The sequence below is a fragment of the Candidatus Liberimonas magnetica genome (assembly GCA_020523885.1).
GTDB lineage: Bacteria > Elusimicrobiota > Endomicrobiia > Endomicrobiales > JAFGIL01 > Liberimonas > Liberimonas magnetica.
On record JAJAPY010000003.1, the window covers coordinates 231,021 to 244,915 of the forward strand.

Here is a 13,895-nt window from a genome sequence, read left to right on the forward strand (position 1 = left end):
CGGACTATTGGGTAAACCCACCCATGGTTTAGGCAATAGAGGAATCTATGGCAAAAGAACTTTACATCATTGGTGCCGGGGCATCTCACGCAGCCGCTCAACTGCCCCTGGGGCGTGAGCTGGGCTGGTTGAATTTTTTAGAGGGTTCAACCTCCTACCCCGATATTCCTGGTCAACGAAAAAACTATTTCTTTGATCAAATGTTGGCTTATTCCTATGACCAAAAAAACTGGAAAGCTTTTAAAAATCTAAAAAAAGCCATTTACGCCCATATATCAATTAAATGTATTTATGAGTATCAAAATGTAATATTTGATAATTTTCTCAAAAACAAAAACCCTTCAGAAACTTCAATTATAACTTTCAATTTTGATACCCTCATAAGAGATAACTCCGAGAATAATGTCTATATAGATTATCTGATAAATTTTAATAACAAAAAGAGAAATAGTATTTTCAAAAAGATCCAGCAAAAATTACCGCTTATAAAGTTACACGGGTCAATAGAATGGGCCTATTGTTATAAGTGCGGCAAACTTATTCTGCTCGAACCCTGGGTTAAGCCGGAGACATATAATAACTATATGTGCACTTGCGGCGGTTTATATGAGCCTTTTATAGCCGTACCCCATGAAAATATAATCCAATTACCGGTATGGTTTCAGGAGTTGTGGAATTTGGCGGCTCATGAGCTGAAAAAAGCTGAAAAGATATATTTTATAGGTTACTCTTTTCCTGAGTACGACACGGAAGCAATTAAGTTATTGCAGGATAACATCGATAAAGATACCGCTATCGTTGTTGTTGACCCGCATTCAGAAACCGTAAAAGACAGGCTGGCGGAATTAGGCTTCAAAAGAAATAACATATTATCAGAAAACATGGGTTTTAAAGACTATGTAGAGAAAACTATTCAAAAAACCGGAGTAGCGTCAGGTTCAACTAAGGAGAATATTAGCACTTTTGACAAAGCAAAGGATTTATCTTTCAATGGCAACTTTTAAATTGAAATAGAAATAAAAGGTTTCAAGAAAACAATATATGACCATCTTCCACCGCGTAGGTGGAACATGGTTTTTTTATTTGTCTTGTATTTGTTTGGTGTCTTTGGGGTGGACTACTTCGGCATCTACTACATTACCGTACGGCCCGGGGGCGGATGGCTGGCGGGTAGCTGCGTGAAAAAGGACCTCGGAACTTTTTGTTTTAAAAAATATATCTAAAAAGAAGTTTATAAAACCGAAAAGGAGCGCTGCAAGTATTGCTTGCCAGAAATTTTCCACACTAAAACCGCTCACGAACTTCGGTATCAGGTAAAACAAAAAACCGTTAATAATGAACGTAAAAATGCCCAGCGTAACAAGGGTGATGGGAAGGGTAATAATAAAGAGTATAGGCTTAAGAAGAAGGTTCAAAAGCCAGATGACGATAGAAGCTGATATAAGAACCGAGAACCCTTCGGCTTGTATTCCCGGCAGAACAAGGGTAATTAACTTAAGCGATATTATATTCCTAACGATAGTTAAAGCTAATTTTATCATATATATAGGCCAGTAAGGTTTTTTAACGGCTATATTTTACAAAATATTTCATTAAAACACTAATACGTTGAAAATTTATATTTAAAGAAGTATAATTTCATAAGGGATTTTCATGGATTTTAGGATCATTTTATAGAATAGTGAAATCATAATGGCAAAACTACTTATAGTTGAAGATGAAAGGAGTGTAAGCGAGCTTCTAAGGCTGAGGCTGACAGCTTCCGGCCATAAAATTACTCTTGCCGATAACGGCGAGGAAGGCTGGGAAAAAGTGCAGTCGCAAAAACCTGACCTTGTTATCCTTGATATAGGAATACCGCTTTTAAACGGCATAGACCTCTGCCGTTTAATAAAGAACAGCGAGCAATTAAAAAAAACACCCATAATCATGCTGACCTCAAGAAAGACTCTGGGTGACTGGGAAAAAGGCCTTGATGCCGGAGCAGATGCCTACCTTAACAAACCCTATAACATGAACGAGCTCATAGAAAACATCGAAAAACTATTATAATTCCTTTTTACACCAGATATCATTACTTCACCCTGGGGTGTACCCCTTAGGTATGGACACCAAAAGGTATGAAGTTGCTATAGTCTTAACAATCTCTTAATACCATCTTAACACAATCTTAACACAAAAAAACTATACTTTAAGCGGATTATTTTTTGTATCGAAAAGTATCGGACAACAGGAGATGCAGAATTAAATCCTAAAAAGGAGGGAAGTTATGAAAGGTTTATTAAGATTAGTTGTAGTTTTTGTTCTGTCTTTAGGTTTGTTTAGTTTTGCTGGTGGAGATCAAAACTCCAAAAGAAAAACAATCACTATCAAGGGTTCTGATACGATGGTAATTTTGGGGCAGAGATGGGCGGAAGATTATATGAAATCCCATCCCGATATCATTGTACAAGTTACAGGAGGCGGTTCCGGGACAGGCATCGCAGCTTTGATCAACGGGTCTACGGATATATGCCAGGCTTCAAGGCCTTTAAAAGATGAGGAAAATAAACTCATTATTCAAAAACGGGGTAAAGGGTCTAAGGAAATACCTGTAGCGCAGGATGGTATAGCTATATATTGCAACGAAAAAAATCCGGTAATTTCTTTAACCATAGAACAGCTGAAACAAATTTACCAGGGGAAAATAAATAACTGGTCGCAACTCGGCTGGGATAAAAAGGAAATAGTCCTCTATGGAAGAGAAAATAACTCCGGAACTTATACATACTTTAAAGAACATGTTCTAAAAGGCGAAGATTTCTATAATATGGTGCAGTCTTTACCCGGTACAGCAGCTGTTGTAAATGCGATCAGTAAAGATAAGTATTCTATAGGGTACGGCGGAATGGCTTATGCAAAAGGTATTAAAGAAATCGGAGTAAAAAAAGATGATAAAAGCCCTGCCTTGCTGCCTTCAATCAAGAATATCGTATCTGGAGTATATCCTGTAAGCAGAAAATTATATTTTTATACGGTTGCTGAACCTGCGGGAGTTACAAAAGATTTTATAGAATGGGTTTTGGCTAAAGAAGGCCAAGAAATATGTCAGGAAGTCGGTTATGTCTGTTTAAAAAAATGAAACGAATAAAAAATACTTTTATAGAACTATCGATTAAGCTTAGCGCATTTATCGTTATCGGCACTTTGATACTTATATTCATATTTATTGCCAAGGAGTCCTTGCCGATATTTACTTCACCTGAGCTTCATAAAGAAACTGACCTTTTGAGGCTTTTTCTCCCGCAACAATATAATCCCGGTGAAGGGAAAGTCTTTTTATGGCAGCCGATCTCGAATATCCCGAAATATTCTATTATAGTGCTTTTGCTCGGAACCTTAAAGGTTACCTTTGTAGCCCTTCTTTTTGCCATACCTATCTCTATTGCCGCAGCGATCTATACAAGTGAATTTGCCCCAAACTTTATCAGGGAATTTATAAAACCGGTCATAGAACTTTTAGCCGGATTTCCTTCTGTTGTCTTAGGTTTCTTTGCACTGATGGTGCTTGCAAGTTGGCTGCAGGGGCTTTTTGGCTGGACTTTCAGGCTAAATGCTATTACTGCCGGTTTGGCAATGGGTTTGGCTGTAATCCCTATTGTCTATACAATAACTGAAGATTCGCTTAATGCAGTACCTAAAATATACAGGGATGGCGCCCTTGCTTTGGGTGCGGATAAATGGCAAACGGCTTATAGAGTTGTTTTGCCGGCTGCATTCCCGGGCATATTTGCCGCGTGTGTTTTAGGGCTTGGAAGAGCCATAGGTGAAACCATGATAGTTTTAATGGCAAGCGGTAATGCCGCTATTATGTCAGGTAAATTGTATTATTCCGTACGTACGCTTTCAGCAACTATAGCTGCCGAGCTTGCAGAGGTAGTTGTAGGCAGCACTCATTACAGCGTTTTGTTTTTTATCGGCACTTTTCTTTTTATAGTAACCTTTTTTGTAAACTTGTTCGGTTACTGGTTTGTAGGCAGGCTCAAAGATAAATTAGAGGGAAAAATATGAAATTTTTCCAGTTACTTACAGGGATTGCCTGTTTAATAATAGTGGCGCTAGTCTGTTTAATTATGGGTAATATAATTTATTTCGGGTGGAGCAATATTTCAATAGATTTTTTGACTAAAGCCCCGGAGATGGGAATGACAAAAGGCGGTATCTTTCCCGCGATATTTGGCACGGTCGCTCTTGTTATCCTTATGACTATCATTGTAATTCCTCTAGGTGTGTTTACAGCTGTTTATCTACATGAATACGCACCGAAAAATTCTAAACTTCTTTATATTGTAAGGCTTGCCTTACAAAACCTGGCAGGCGTTCCGTCTATTGTATTCGGCCTGTTCGGTTTGGGGTTCTTTGTTCAGTTTATTGGAAGAGGAATAGATACCGTAATATTCGGCAATAACCTGGTTTTCGGCCAGCCAGCTATTATCTGGGCTGCTTTGACAATGGCCGTGCTCACTTTGCCTACGGTTGTTGTAGCAACAGAAGAATCTCTAAGAGCTGTGCCTGATTCTTACAGGGAAGTAGCCTATTCTCTGGGAGCTACAAAATTACAGATGATATTTAAAGTAGTCCTGCCAAACTCGGTCAGCGGGATACTTACAGGCGGGGTCTTGGCTATAAGCCGCGGTGCAGGAGAAGTAGCTCCGATAATGTTTACCGGCGCCGCCTACTTCCTGCCCTATCTGCCTAAAAAGCTTAACGACCAGTTTATGGAACTTGGTTATCATATATATGTTATGGCCACGCAGTCGCCGGATGTTGAGGCTACAAAGCCAATCCTCTATTCAACCGTGCTGGTATTATTAGTTTTAACTTTTGCGCTTAATTTTACCGCAATTCTGATCCGTGCACAGATAAGAGCAAGAGCCAGGAGATAGTATGGCGCAGGAATTTGATTTAAAGAATAAAGTTAAGATCAGGGTAAGTAATTTCTCCTTTAAATATGGAGATGTTAATGCTTTGGATAACCTTACTTTTGATACCTATGAAAACACCATTCTCTCTATTATAGGGCCTGCTAAGAGCGGAAAAACAACATTCTTAAGGTGTTTAAACCGGCTTAATGACCTTAATTTGACTTCAACGATTACCGGTGAAATATTTTTAGATGATAAAAGCATTTATTCAAACGACATGAACGTTTCATTACTGCGCAAGAAAATGGGCATGGTTTTTGCCGTGCCCGTGCCTTTACCGGGTTCTATTTATAATAATATGGCTCTGGGCCCGAGATTGCACGGAATAACCAATAAAGAAGATCTTGATGGCATAATAGAAAAAAGCTTAAAGTCTTCAGTTTTATGGGAGGAAGTAAAAGACAGGCTGGATGAAAACGTAACTAACTTAAGCGGAGGCCAGCAGCAAAGATTGTGCCTGGCAAGGGTCCTTGCTCTGGAGCCTGAAGTTATCCTGCTTGATGAGCCATGTTCGGGTCTTGACCCCATATCAACAGCAAAAATAGAAGAGGCGCTCCAGGAACTGAAAAACAATCATACTGTTATACTAGTGACTAATAATGTAAATCAGGCGGCGAGGGCTTCTGATCTGACCATATTTTTTTACCTGGGAAAGATCATCGAATACAATAAGACCTCTGAGATATTTACAAAACCAAAAAATAAGCAGACCGAGGACTATCTTCAGGGGAAGTTCGGATAAACTAGGAGCCCAGCCCTTCCTGAAATGTTTTATTATAGGCAGAGTTTGGATGAGATTCATAATTAGATGAGAGTTAGTATATTAATTGGTTTACAAGGAAGGGCTGGGTGAGCATAATAAAAACTGAAAATCTTAATGTTTACTATAAAAAATTCCATGCTTTGAAAGATGTAAATGTCCAGATAAATGAAAAGACTGTAACCAGTATTATCGGGCCTTCAGGGTGCGGTAAGTCTACTCTTTTAAGGTGTTTTAACCGCATGAATGACACTGTTATCGGTTTTAGGTCAACCGGAAAAATATTTATCAACAATAATGATATCTGCCTTAAGTCAACAAATCTTACTAATTTACGAAAAAAAGTGGGTATGGTTTTCCAAAGGCCCAACCCTTTCCCATTGACTGTTTTTGAAAACATCGCTTTTGGCCTTAGAATACATCACTCAGAGAATAAGGATTCCCTTGAGCACATCGTCAAAATAAGCCTTGAATCAACACGGCTTTGGAATGAACTGAAGGATAAACTTAAGTCACCGGCGCTTAGCCTCTCGCCTGAACAACAGCAGAGGTTATGCATCTCAAGAGTCCTTACAGTAATGCCCGACATAATACTTATGGATGAGCCTTGCTCAGCTCTTGACCCTATCTCAACAGCGCACATTGAAGAACTTATCAGGGAACTTAAGGAAAACTATACTATAGTTATTGTAACTCACAATATGCAGCAGGCCGCAAGAGTATCCGATTATACAGCCTATATGTATCTTGGAGAATTAATAGAATCCGGTCAGACAGACAAGATATTTACTGTTCCTAAGGATAAAAGGACAGAGGATTACTTGTCCGGGAAATTCGGATAATGTTTTAACGTAGGGGCAGGCCTTGCGTCTGCCCATTTATATGTTTGTTTAAATTTTAAAAATCACGAATATTATACGGGCAGACGCAAGGCCCGCCCCTACAGTGACAATAAATTTTAAGGAGAACTTCATGTTAGAAGAAAAATTAATTAGTTTAAAGAAAGAACTTGTTGAATACGCAAGCCTGGTGGAATCCATGGTTGAAAAGAGCAGCAAAGGGCTGTTGAACAAGGAAAAGTCTCTGCTTAAAGAAGTGATAGAAAAAGACGAGCCCAAAGCCAATAATTATGAAATAGAGATGGATGAATTATGTACGAACATAATAGCCCAATACCAGCCTAAAGCCAGGAGCTTGCGCACAGTGTTGATGGTCCTTAAGATGAGCAATGACCTTGAACGCATGGGCGACCATGCAGTTAACATAGTGGAAAGCGCCCTTTTCCTGATAGAAAGGCCTTGGGTAAAACCAATGATAGATATCCCTAAGATGGCAGAAACAACTATCTCTATGTTAAGAGACAGCATAAACTCATTTATAAACGAAGATGCTGTATTGGCAAGAAATGTGTGCCAAAGAGATAATATTGTTGATGACCTTAAAGATAAGATAGTTATAGAATTAAGCGCTGTTATGAGTTCGGATACTACTGCCATAGAGCGTTCCCTGCATCTTTTGAGAATATCCGGCAACCTTGAAAGAATAGCTGATCTGTCAACTAATATTTGTGAAGAAGTTATGTTTATGGTAGAAGGAAAAGTCATTAAGCATCATAACGATGAAACAAAAGACCATCATCAGTAGAAATAGTTTTGAAAAGTTTATTTCTATAATGTATAATATTGTTGTTTCCAGGTTTAAAAGCAAATGAATGAACTAATAGCAGTTGTTGATGATGAAGAAGATATATTGGAGCTGGTATCAGTGAACCTGAAGAAGAATGGGTATGCAGTTAAGGGGTTTAGTGATTCAAAGGGTTTTTATCGTTTTCTTAAAAATAAAACTCCAGACTTAATAGTGCTTGATTTGATGCTTCCTGATATGAATGGCCTGGAGTTATGCAAACTATTAAAAAATGACAACAAATACGCTACTGTGCCTGTAATAATGCTTACTGCAAAAGCCGACGAATCTGATAAGATTGTAGGTCTTGAACTCGGAGCGGATGATTATGTAACAAAACCATTTTCTCCCAAAGAACTTGTGGCAAGGGTAAAAGCTGTTTTGAGAAGGTTTGAGAATAAGAAAAGCATAAATAAAAAGAATAAATTGTTTGAAATAAATACAGACAAATTCGAGGTTCATGTTGATGGAGTAAAAATTGAACTTACAACAACTGAATTTAAGCTTCTGGAATTTCTTTATTCAAAAAGAGGCAAAGTTTATTCAAGAGAAGAGCTTATGAATAATATATGGGATGAAGATAAGATAATAATTGACAGGACAATTGATGTGCATATTAAAAACCTGAGAGAAAAACTTGGAAAAGCGGGCGGTTTAATAAAAAACATCAGGGGTATTGGTTATAAAATGGAAGAATAGTATGAGAAAGACTATTTTCTTTAAAATATTTTCAGGATATTTGTTAATTGCACTGGGACTTTCGGTTTTAGTGCTATTTTTTTCATATGGTGCCATCAAACAGAATTATATAAGTACCTTTACCAACGAACTTACAGACCTGTGTAAAGTAGTGAACCCACAGGCATTGGCATATATAAAATCCAACAATATAAACGGGCTTGATCAGTATATAAAGAAGCTTGAAGTCCAAACACATAAGCGCATAACTATTATTGATCTAGAAGGAAATGTTCTGGCTGACTCTGAAGCAGATCCTAAAACTATGAGTAATCATAAAACCCGGCCTGAAGTGCAGCAGGTTTTAAACGGGAATAACTACAATATAGGTAAATCACTAAGATACAGCTCTACAGTAAAGGAAAAAATGCTTTATATTGCCATGCCAATAGAATATAACGGCAAAATAATCGGTATTTTGCGTGCAAGCACATTTTTAAGGGATATTAATGTATTGATTAATAATGTAATGACACACATAATAAGCGTAACGGGCATAGTCCTGTTAATTTCTCTGATTATAGCCTTTTTGTTTTCAAAGAGTATGTCAGTGCCTATTGGCAGGCTTAAAGAAGCTTCACTGAAAATAGCATCTGGTAATTTTGGTGCCAAAGTTACATTAAAAAACAATGATGAATTGAATGATTTGGCTCATATTTTTAACCAAATGGCTGAAAAGCTTGGTTTTCTTTTTAATGACATTTCAAATAAAAAAGATGAGCTGAATACTATAATTAATTCTATAACAGAAGTGCTTTTTGTAATCGATTCAAATGATAAAATAGTAATATACAATGAAAGTTTTAAGAAAGTTGTACTAAATGAAGAAATAGACGGAAGGTTCTACTGGGAAATCTTTAGGGCTCAAGGTTTAAAGGAATTAATAGACAAGGCAAAAGAATATAAGAAAGCTGTTGTTGATGAAATTGAGATTTCAGGCAAGATATACGCTTCCAGTGCTGTACCCCTGTCAAATGAAAGTAACTATATTATTGTTATGCATGATATAACTCAGGTTAGAAACCTTGAAAATAAGAAGAAAGAATTTGTGGCAAATGTTTCGCATGAATTAAGGACGCCTCTTACGGCAATAAAAGGTTTTGCGGAAACACTTGAGGATGAAACAAGCCCTGAAGGCAGGCGCTATCTGGATATAATAATAAAGCATTCAGAACGTTTGCTAAGCATTGTAGAAGACCTTTTGCTCTTATCGCAAATTGAAGAAAAAGGGTTTAAGCTTGAGGTTGCTAAAACGGATATAAAAGCTATTATAGAATCTGTTATCAAAATGTTTGAGCCTAAAATAAAGGAAAAAAATATTACTATTAATCTTTCCGCCCCAGGTAATGTTCAATCCTTAACTGCGGATCAATTCAAATTGGAGCAGATGTTTGTCAATCTTATTGATAATGCCATTAAGTATACAGATAAAGGCAATGTGGATATTTCAGTAAAACAGGACAATAAACTAACTACTATTATAATTTCAGACTCCGGCATAGGAATTCCTCAAGAACATATGCCCTATATATTTGAAAGGTTTTACGTAGTTGATAAATCCCGTTCACGGAAAGCCGGCGGTACCGGCCTGGGGCTTTCAATAGTAAAACATATCGTTATGCTGCACGGTGGAGCGGTAAACTTTGAAAGCGCTTTAGGTATCGGCACAAAAATCACAATCACTCTCCCAAATCATTAAATCTTATATTCTCAAAACCTTCTAACTTTCTTCGACTACTTGTGCCATAAAACATTCCATCTTTTCTAAACAAAATCTTTACAATACCTTCATTTTTGCTTAACCCAAAATTGCTATGCTATTGGCAAATGAATAGCGAAATGTATTTTGATGATTGCATGCCTCTGGTTAAATCTATAGCCGGCAAATATTACAGGTATGGCGTTGAATTTGATGATCTCGTGCAAGAGGGGATGCTTGGGGTTCTGGAAGCCAGAAAAAACTTTAATACAGGCAAAAAAACAAAATTCAGCACCTACGCTGTATTTTGGATTAAGAAAAAAATGTTGGAATACCTTAATAAAGAAAAAAGGATATCGCTTAATGCTGCTGAAATAGATGATGCAATTGAGATAACCGGTATCAATGATCAGCCATCAATGAATCCAATTGATTTTCCTGATGATATGCCCGAGATTGAAAAACAGGTTTTAAAGTATATTTACGAAGAAAAGAAATCATTAAAAGTAATAGCTGAAATACTAGGAATAAGAAGAGAAAAAGCAAGGCAAATAAAATTTAAAGCTTTGAGAAGATTAAAATCAAAGAAAATATTCTTAACGCAGAATTAACAACCCCTTTATTTTGTCTTAACGCACAATACGTATAATAGGAACGAGAAGGATAAGGAATAAAAGCCAAGGAGGTGAATTGTATATGGTTGGTAGGATTTCACAGGCCTTATTGAAAGAAATAACGATAAGGAACCTTAAAGACAGCATTGAAGTCCTTTCGGTAGCGCTAGATCATTTCAGAAATGAAGATTTTACTAGTGAATGGAAAGACATGGACGAGATGCTGAGAAAAATCGAACGCGATGCACGCGTAACACGTTTGATTTTGCAGTAAAGACTAAAAAACAGGATATATTAATTGTCCTGTTAAATCTAAAATAACCAAACTATAATGGTTTAAAAAAGATAAGAGAGGAATAAAAAATGAAAATGAAAGCAATATTAGCAGCAATAGTAATGATGTCAACAGGTATAGCCTATGCAGGAGAGGCAGATATGCTCATTAATAAGCTCGCTGAAAAAGGCATAATATCATACGGCGAAGCCCAGCAGATTCTTACTGAGGGAAAGGAAGAGGCGAGAAAGGATTTGGCAAAAGGCAAGATAGCAACGCTTCCGGCATGGATTCAAAATTTATCTCTTAAAGGTGATTTACGTTTAAGGCATCAGCTTGACTGGGACTCAAGCAAGACATATCCAAGGATAAGGGAAAGAGCTCGTTTAAGAATGGGTTTTGAATCTAGGATGGCAGAAAACATGCAGGCAGGGTTTGGCCTTGCAACAGGCGGTGAAACCCTGTCAGGAGCTACGGTATCAGGCACAACTGCATCAGGCGGTTCAATAATAGATTCTGAACCAACATCTACGAACCATACTTTCACTAACGGTTTTGCAAAATCCATGCTGATGGTGGATTATATGTATTTGAAATACAACCCATTTTCGTTTCTTAGTATTAACGCAGGAAAAATGAAATCAGGCGATCATGTCTGGAATCCTACGGATTTATTATGGGATACTGACATTAATCCAGATGGCGTTGCTGTTAAGTACTCAAAAGACATTACTGAAAAGCTTAACATCGATGTTGTAGGCAGCTGGCTTGTATTCTGTGAAAAAAACGCTGTGGCAGATAACCCAATAGCATACATAGCACAGCCGATAGTAAAATATACAGTAAATGATAATATAAGCATAAAGGCTGCGGCAGCACTGCAGTCTCTGCAGGTTAAAGGGAAAAGCACTGTATACTATGATACCAATCCGGCATTTGACTATAATGGCACAAATTTCAGCTTTGAGGCAAAATACCTTAATATAATAGGTTCAAATATGTTGTGCGTATATGGCGATACTATAACAAATGGCGATTCAAAGCCAACAACGGATAAAGACGGATCAGCAATAGGTGTTAAATTTGGAGCTGATAAGATATCCGAATTCGGCCAGTGGCAGGTTGCATATATGGCTCGCGAGTTAAAAGCAAACGCATGGTTAAATAAGTTGGGTGATTCAGATGCCTATGGCGGAGCAAACAACAGCAAAGGATTTGAGGCTGTTTTTACAATGGGTCTTACAAAAGCTTGTTCGCTTGGCATAGACTACTATGCAATGGACAAAATAAACAGCGCAACAGCTACAACGCCGAAAAGCCTTGTACAGGCTGATGTAGTTTATAAGTTTTAATGAAGTAACATTAAATTATTTTAAAAGGAGAGCTAAATGAAAAGATTAATTAATGCAGTTTTAAGTGTAGTTATGTTTACCTCAGTTGCAATTGCAGGACAAAAAATAGTTATTGAGGGTTCAACAACAGTGCTTCCAATAGCCCAAAAAGCCGCGGAAGAGTTCATGAACAACGACTCAAGCATAGATATTAATGTACGCGGCGGCGGATCAGGTGTTGGTATTACTTCGATTATTGAAGGTACATGCGACATAGCGGATTCCTCAAGGCCGATAAAAGATGCAGAGCTTGCCAAAGCCGCAGGAAAAGGCAGGGACATCAAGGCTAATGTGGTTGCCATGGATGGAATAGCCGTGATAGTTAATCCTCAGAACCCAGTTTCAGCACTTACTAAACAACAGGTTATGACGATTTTCTCAAGTTCGATATCTAATTGGTCGAAGTTTGGCGGCAATAACGATAAAATAGTTGTCGTTTCGCGCGACAGCGCTTCAGGAACTTTTGAAGCATTTGGAGCGCTTGCACTAGCTGGCAGAAAAGTCCGTTCGGATGCTCTTATGCAGGCATCAAACCAGGCTGTGGCTACGACTGTTGCTAATACACCAGGAGCTATAGGCTATGTCGGAGTAGGATATATCACGTCTTCGGTAAAGGCTGTTCCAATTGACGGCATAGCAGCTTCCAAAGTCACAGTTCTTACAGGAAAATACCCTTATTCAAGAGCTCTTTTCATGTATACCAACGGCCAGCCGCAAGGCAAAGTGAAAGATTTCATAGATTTCATTCTAAGCAAAGACGGACAAAAGATAGTTGAAGAAGAAGGTTTTGTCGGACTTAAGTAATTCAGCTTCAAAATTATTTAATGTACCGGGGGCAGCACTATTGAATAGCTGCTTCCGGTACATTATTATTTATTAAAATGAAGATAAAAGAAAAACTGTACGAATATATCTTTACAATACTGGCATTTTCTTCCTTGCTGTTCTTGCTGGGTATAATTATAGTGCTTTTTAAGGAAGGGCTACCGGTTTTTAATATGGTCGGAGTTAAGAATTTCATCCTTGGCAAAAGCTGGTACCCTACATATGATCCGCCTTTGTATGGGATTCTGCCTCTGATTCTTGCTTCTTTCTGGATAACCATAGGAGCTATGTTTGTATGTGTGCCTCTTGGTATAGGAAGCGCACTTTATATTCATGAACTTGCAGGCAAAAAAGAGAAAATGGTTTTAAAGCCGCTCATAGAAATTCTTTCTGCAATTCCTTCAATTGTTTTTGGTTTCTTTGGGATGGTTATAGTAGCGCCGTTCCTTCAAAACTTGCTTAAAATCCCTACAGGTTTATGCGGGTTAACGGCGAGCGTAGTGCTGGGCATCATGGCGATACCGGTTGTCTCAAGTATTGCCGAAGATGCTTTGAATTATGTCCCAAGAAGTTTTAAAGAAGCATCTTATGCTCTTGGCGCTAACAGGTGGCAGACGCTTATTAAAGTTGTAATCCCAGCAGCAGGTTCAGGTATTTCTACTTCAATAATACTTGGTATGTCAAGGATAGTAGGCGAAACAATGACTGTATTAATGGTGTCCGGCGGAGCTGCGGTAATACCAAAGTCATTTCTTGAACCGATAAGGCCGATGACATCAACTATCGCGGCTGAAATGGGAGAGGCGGTCATGGGAAGCCCTCATTACAATGCTTTATTTGCCATCGGGCTTGTACTTTTTTTAATAACCATGGTTTTTAATGTTGTTGCTGAGCTTATAAGCAGGAAATATAGATTGAAACTTGGGCTGAATAGATAGCGTTCAGCG

Annotated in this window: 16 protein-coding genes; 15 read left to right on the top strand and 1 reads right to left on the bottom strand. The window is 38.0% G+C overall.

Annotation, left to right across the window (positions count from 1 at the left end; translation table 11 throughout):
- The first annotated feature begins 47 nt into the window (after positions 1–47).
- Complete coding sequence (locus LHV68_04015) at positions 48–1,004, top strand: hypothetical protein (protein MCB4791033.1); 957 nt, start codon at positions 48–50, stop codon at positions 1,002–1,004.
- A 75-nt stretch (positions 1,005–1,079) separates the two neighbouring features.
- On the opposite strand, the gene LHV68_04020 is transcribed toward LHV68_04015, so the two are convergent.
- Positions 1,080–1,541 carry a phage holin family protein gene (locus LHV68_04020; protein ID MCB4791034.1) on the bottom strand — a complete coding sequence of 154 codons (462 nt, stop codon included), beginning with the start codon at positions 1,539–1,541 and terminating at the stop codon, positions 1,080–1,082.
- Positions 1,542–1,692: 151 nt separating this feature from the next.
- Between LHV68_04020 and LHV68_04025 the strand changes: the two genes are divergently transcribed.
- The 14 genes from LHV68_04025 to pstC (LHV68_04090) all read left to right on the top strand — a co-directional run bounded on the left by LHV68_04025 (position 1,693) and on the right by pstC (LHV68_04090) (position 13,886).
- Positions 1,693–2,052: a response regulator gene (locus LHV68_04025; protein ID MCB4791035.1), complete on the top strand. Its 360-nt coding sequence runs from the start codon at positions 1,693–1,695 to the stop codon at positions 2,050–2,052.
- A 217-nt stretch (positions 2,053–2,269) separates the two neighbouring features.
- Entirely contained in the window at positions 2,270–3,121 is an 852-nt protein-coding gene (locus LHV68_04030; protein MCB4791036.1) for a PstS family phosphate ABC transporter substrate-binding protein, read from the top strand.
- Positions 3,118–4,050 (top strand): phosphate ABC transporter permease subunit PstC, encoded by a 933-nt coding sequence (pstC, locus tag LHV68_04035; GenBank protein ID MCB4791037.1) that lies wholly within the window; start codon positions 3,118–3,120, stop codon positions 4,048–4,050. The genes LHV68_04030 and pstC (LHV68_04035) overlap by 4 nt, the downstream gene beginning before the upstream one ends.
- Positions 4,047–4,925: a phosphate ABC transporter permease PstA gene (gene pstA / locus LHV68_04040; protein MCB4791038.1), complete on the top strand. Its 879-nt coding sequence runs from the start codon at positions 4,047–4,049 to the stop codon at positions 4,923–4,925. The genes pstC (LHV68_04035) and pstA overlap by 4 nt, the downstream gene beginning before the upstream one ends.
- A gap of 1 nt (position 4,926) precedes the next feature.
- Positions 4,927–5,706, top strand: coding sequence for a phosphate ABC transporter ATP-binding protein (locus LHV68_04045; protein ID MCB4791039.1), 780 nt, complete (start codon positions 4,927–4,929; stop codon positions 5,704–5,706).
- A 107-nt stretch (positions 5,707–5,813) separates the two neighbouring features.
- Entirely contained in the window at positions 5,814–6,566 is a 753-nt protein-coding gene (gene pstB, locus LHV68_04050) for a phosphate ABC transporter ATP-binding protein PstB (GenBank protein ID MCB4791040.1), read from the top strand.
- A gap of 130 nt (positions 6,567–6,696) precedes the next feature.
- Entirely contained in the window at positions 6,697–7,368 is a 672-nt protein-coding gene (phoU, locus tag LHV68_04055; protein MCB4791041.1) for a phosphate signaling complex protein PhoU, read from the top strand.
- Positions 7,369–7,431: 63 nt separating this feature from the next.
- Entirely contained in the window at positions 7,432–8,106 is a 675-nt protein-coding gene (locus tag LHV68_04060) for a response regulator transcription factor (GenBank protein ID MCB4791042.1), read from the top strand.
- A gap of 1 nt (position 8,107) precedes the next feature.
- Positions 8,108–9,844 (top strand): HAMP domain-containing protein, encoded by a 1,737-nt coding sequence (locus LHV68_04065; protein MCB4791043.1) that lies wholly within the window; start codon positions 8,108–8,110, stop codon positions 9,842–9,844.
- Positions 9,845–9,984: 140 nt separating this feature from the next.
- Positions 9,985–10,455 carry a sigma-70 family RNA polymerase sigma factor gene (locus LHV68_04070; protein ID MCB4791044.1) on the top strand — a complete coding sequence of 157 codons (471 nt, stop codon included), beginning with the start codon at positions 9,985–9,987 and terminating at the stop codon, positions 10,453–10,455.
- 85 nt (positions 10,456–10,540) lie between these two features.
- A complete protein-coding gene (locus tag LHV68_04075; GenBank protein MCB4791045.1) occupies positions 10,541–10,732 on the top strand; it encodes a hypothetical protein in 192 nt (63 codons plus the stop codon).
- Positions 10,733–10,821: 89 nt separating this feature from the next.
- Positions 10,822–12,084 carry a putative porin gene (locus tag LHV68_04080; GenBank protein MCB4791046.1) on the top strand — a complete coding sequence of 421 codons (1,263 nt, stop codon included), beginning with the start codon at positions 10,822–10,824 and terminating at the stop codon, positions 12,082–12,084.
- A 36-nt stretch (positions 12,085–12,120) separates the two neighbouring features.
- The gene (locus LHV68_04085) at positions 12,121–12,927 is read left to right on the top strand and encodes a phosphate ABC transporter substrate-binding protein (GenBank protein MCB4791047.1); all 807 of its coding nucleotides are present in this window, start codon (positions 12,121–12,123) and stop codon (positions 12,925–12,927) included.
- A 77-nt stretch (positions 12,928–13,004) separates the two neighbouring features.
- Positions 13,005–13,886 carry a phosphate ABC transporter permease subunit PstC gene (pstC, locus tag LHV68_04090; GenBank protein ID MCB4791048.1) on the top strand — a complete coding sequence of 294 codons (882 nt, stop codon included), beginning with the start codon at positions 13,005–13,007 and terminating at the stop codon, positions 13,884–13,886.
- Positions 13,887–13,895 lie beyond the last annotated feature (9 nt).

What these genes read in the sequence shown, in the direction of transcription:
- LHV68_04075 (MCB4791045.1), top strand. Translation starts at nt 10,541, where the DNA reads ATGGTTGGTAGGATTTCACAGGCCTTATTGAAAGAAATAACGATAAGG.
- LHV68_04085 (MCB4791047.1), top strand. Translation starts at nt 12,121, where the DNA reads ATGAAAAGATTAATTAATGCAGTTTTAAGTGTAGTTATGTTTACCTCA.
- LHV68_04060 (MCB4791042.1), top strand. Translation starts at nt 7,432, where the DNA reads ATGAATGAACTAATAGCAGTTGTTGATGATGAAGAAGATATATTGGAG.
- LHV68_04020 (MCB4791034.1), bottom strand. Translation starts at nt 1,541, where the DNA reads ATGATAAAATTAGCTTTAACTATCGTTAGGAATATAATATCGCTTAAG.
- pstA (MCB4791038.1), top strand. Translation starts at nt 4,047, where the DNA reads ATGAAATTTTTCCAGTTACTTACAGGGATTGCCTGTTTAATAATAGTG.
- pstC (MCB4791037.1), top strand. Translation starts at nt 3,118, where the DNA reads ATGAAACGAATAAAAAATACTTTTATAGAACTATCGATTAAGCTTAGC.
- LHV68_04025 (MCB4791035.1), top strand. Translation starts at nt 1,693, where the DNA reads ATGGCAAAACTACTTATAGTTGAAGATGAAAGGAGTGTAAGCGAGCTT.
- LHV68_04030 (MCB4791036.1), top strand. Translation starts at nt 2,270, where the DNA reads ATGAAAGGTTTATTAAGATTAGTTGTAGTTTTTGTTCTGTCTTTAGGT.
- LHV68_04080 (MCB4791046.1), top strand. Translation starts at nt 10,822, where the DNA reads ATGAAAATGAAAGCAATATTAGCAGCAATAGTAATGATGTCAACAGGT.
- phoU (MCB4791041.1), top strand. Translation starts at nt 6,697, where the DNA reads ATGTTAGAAGAAAAATTAATTAGTTTAAAGAAAGAACTTGTTGAATAC.
- LHV68_04065 (MCB4791043.1), top strand. Translation starts at nt 8,108, where the DNA reads ATGAGAAAGACTATTTTCTTTAAAATATTTTCAGGATATTTGTTAATT.
- LHV68_04015 (MCB4791033.1), top strand. Translation starts at nt 48, where the DNA reads ATGGCAAAAGAACTTTACATCATTGGTGCCGGGGCATCTCACGCAGCC.
- LHV68_04070 (MCB4791044.1), top strand. Translation starts at nt 9,985, where the DNA reads ATGTATTTTGATGATTGCATGCCTCTGGTTAAATCTATAGCCGGCAAA.
- pstC (MCB4791048.1), top strand. Translation starts at nt 13,005, where the DNA reads ATGAAGATAAAAGAAAAACTGTACGAATATATCTTTACAATACTGGCA.
- LHV68_04045 (MCB4791039.1), top strand. Translation starts at nt 4,927, where the DNA reads ATGGCGCAGGAATTTGATTTAAAGAATAAAGTTAAGATCAGGGTAAGT.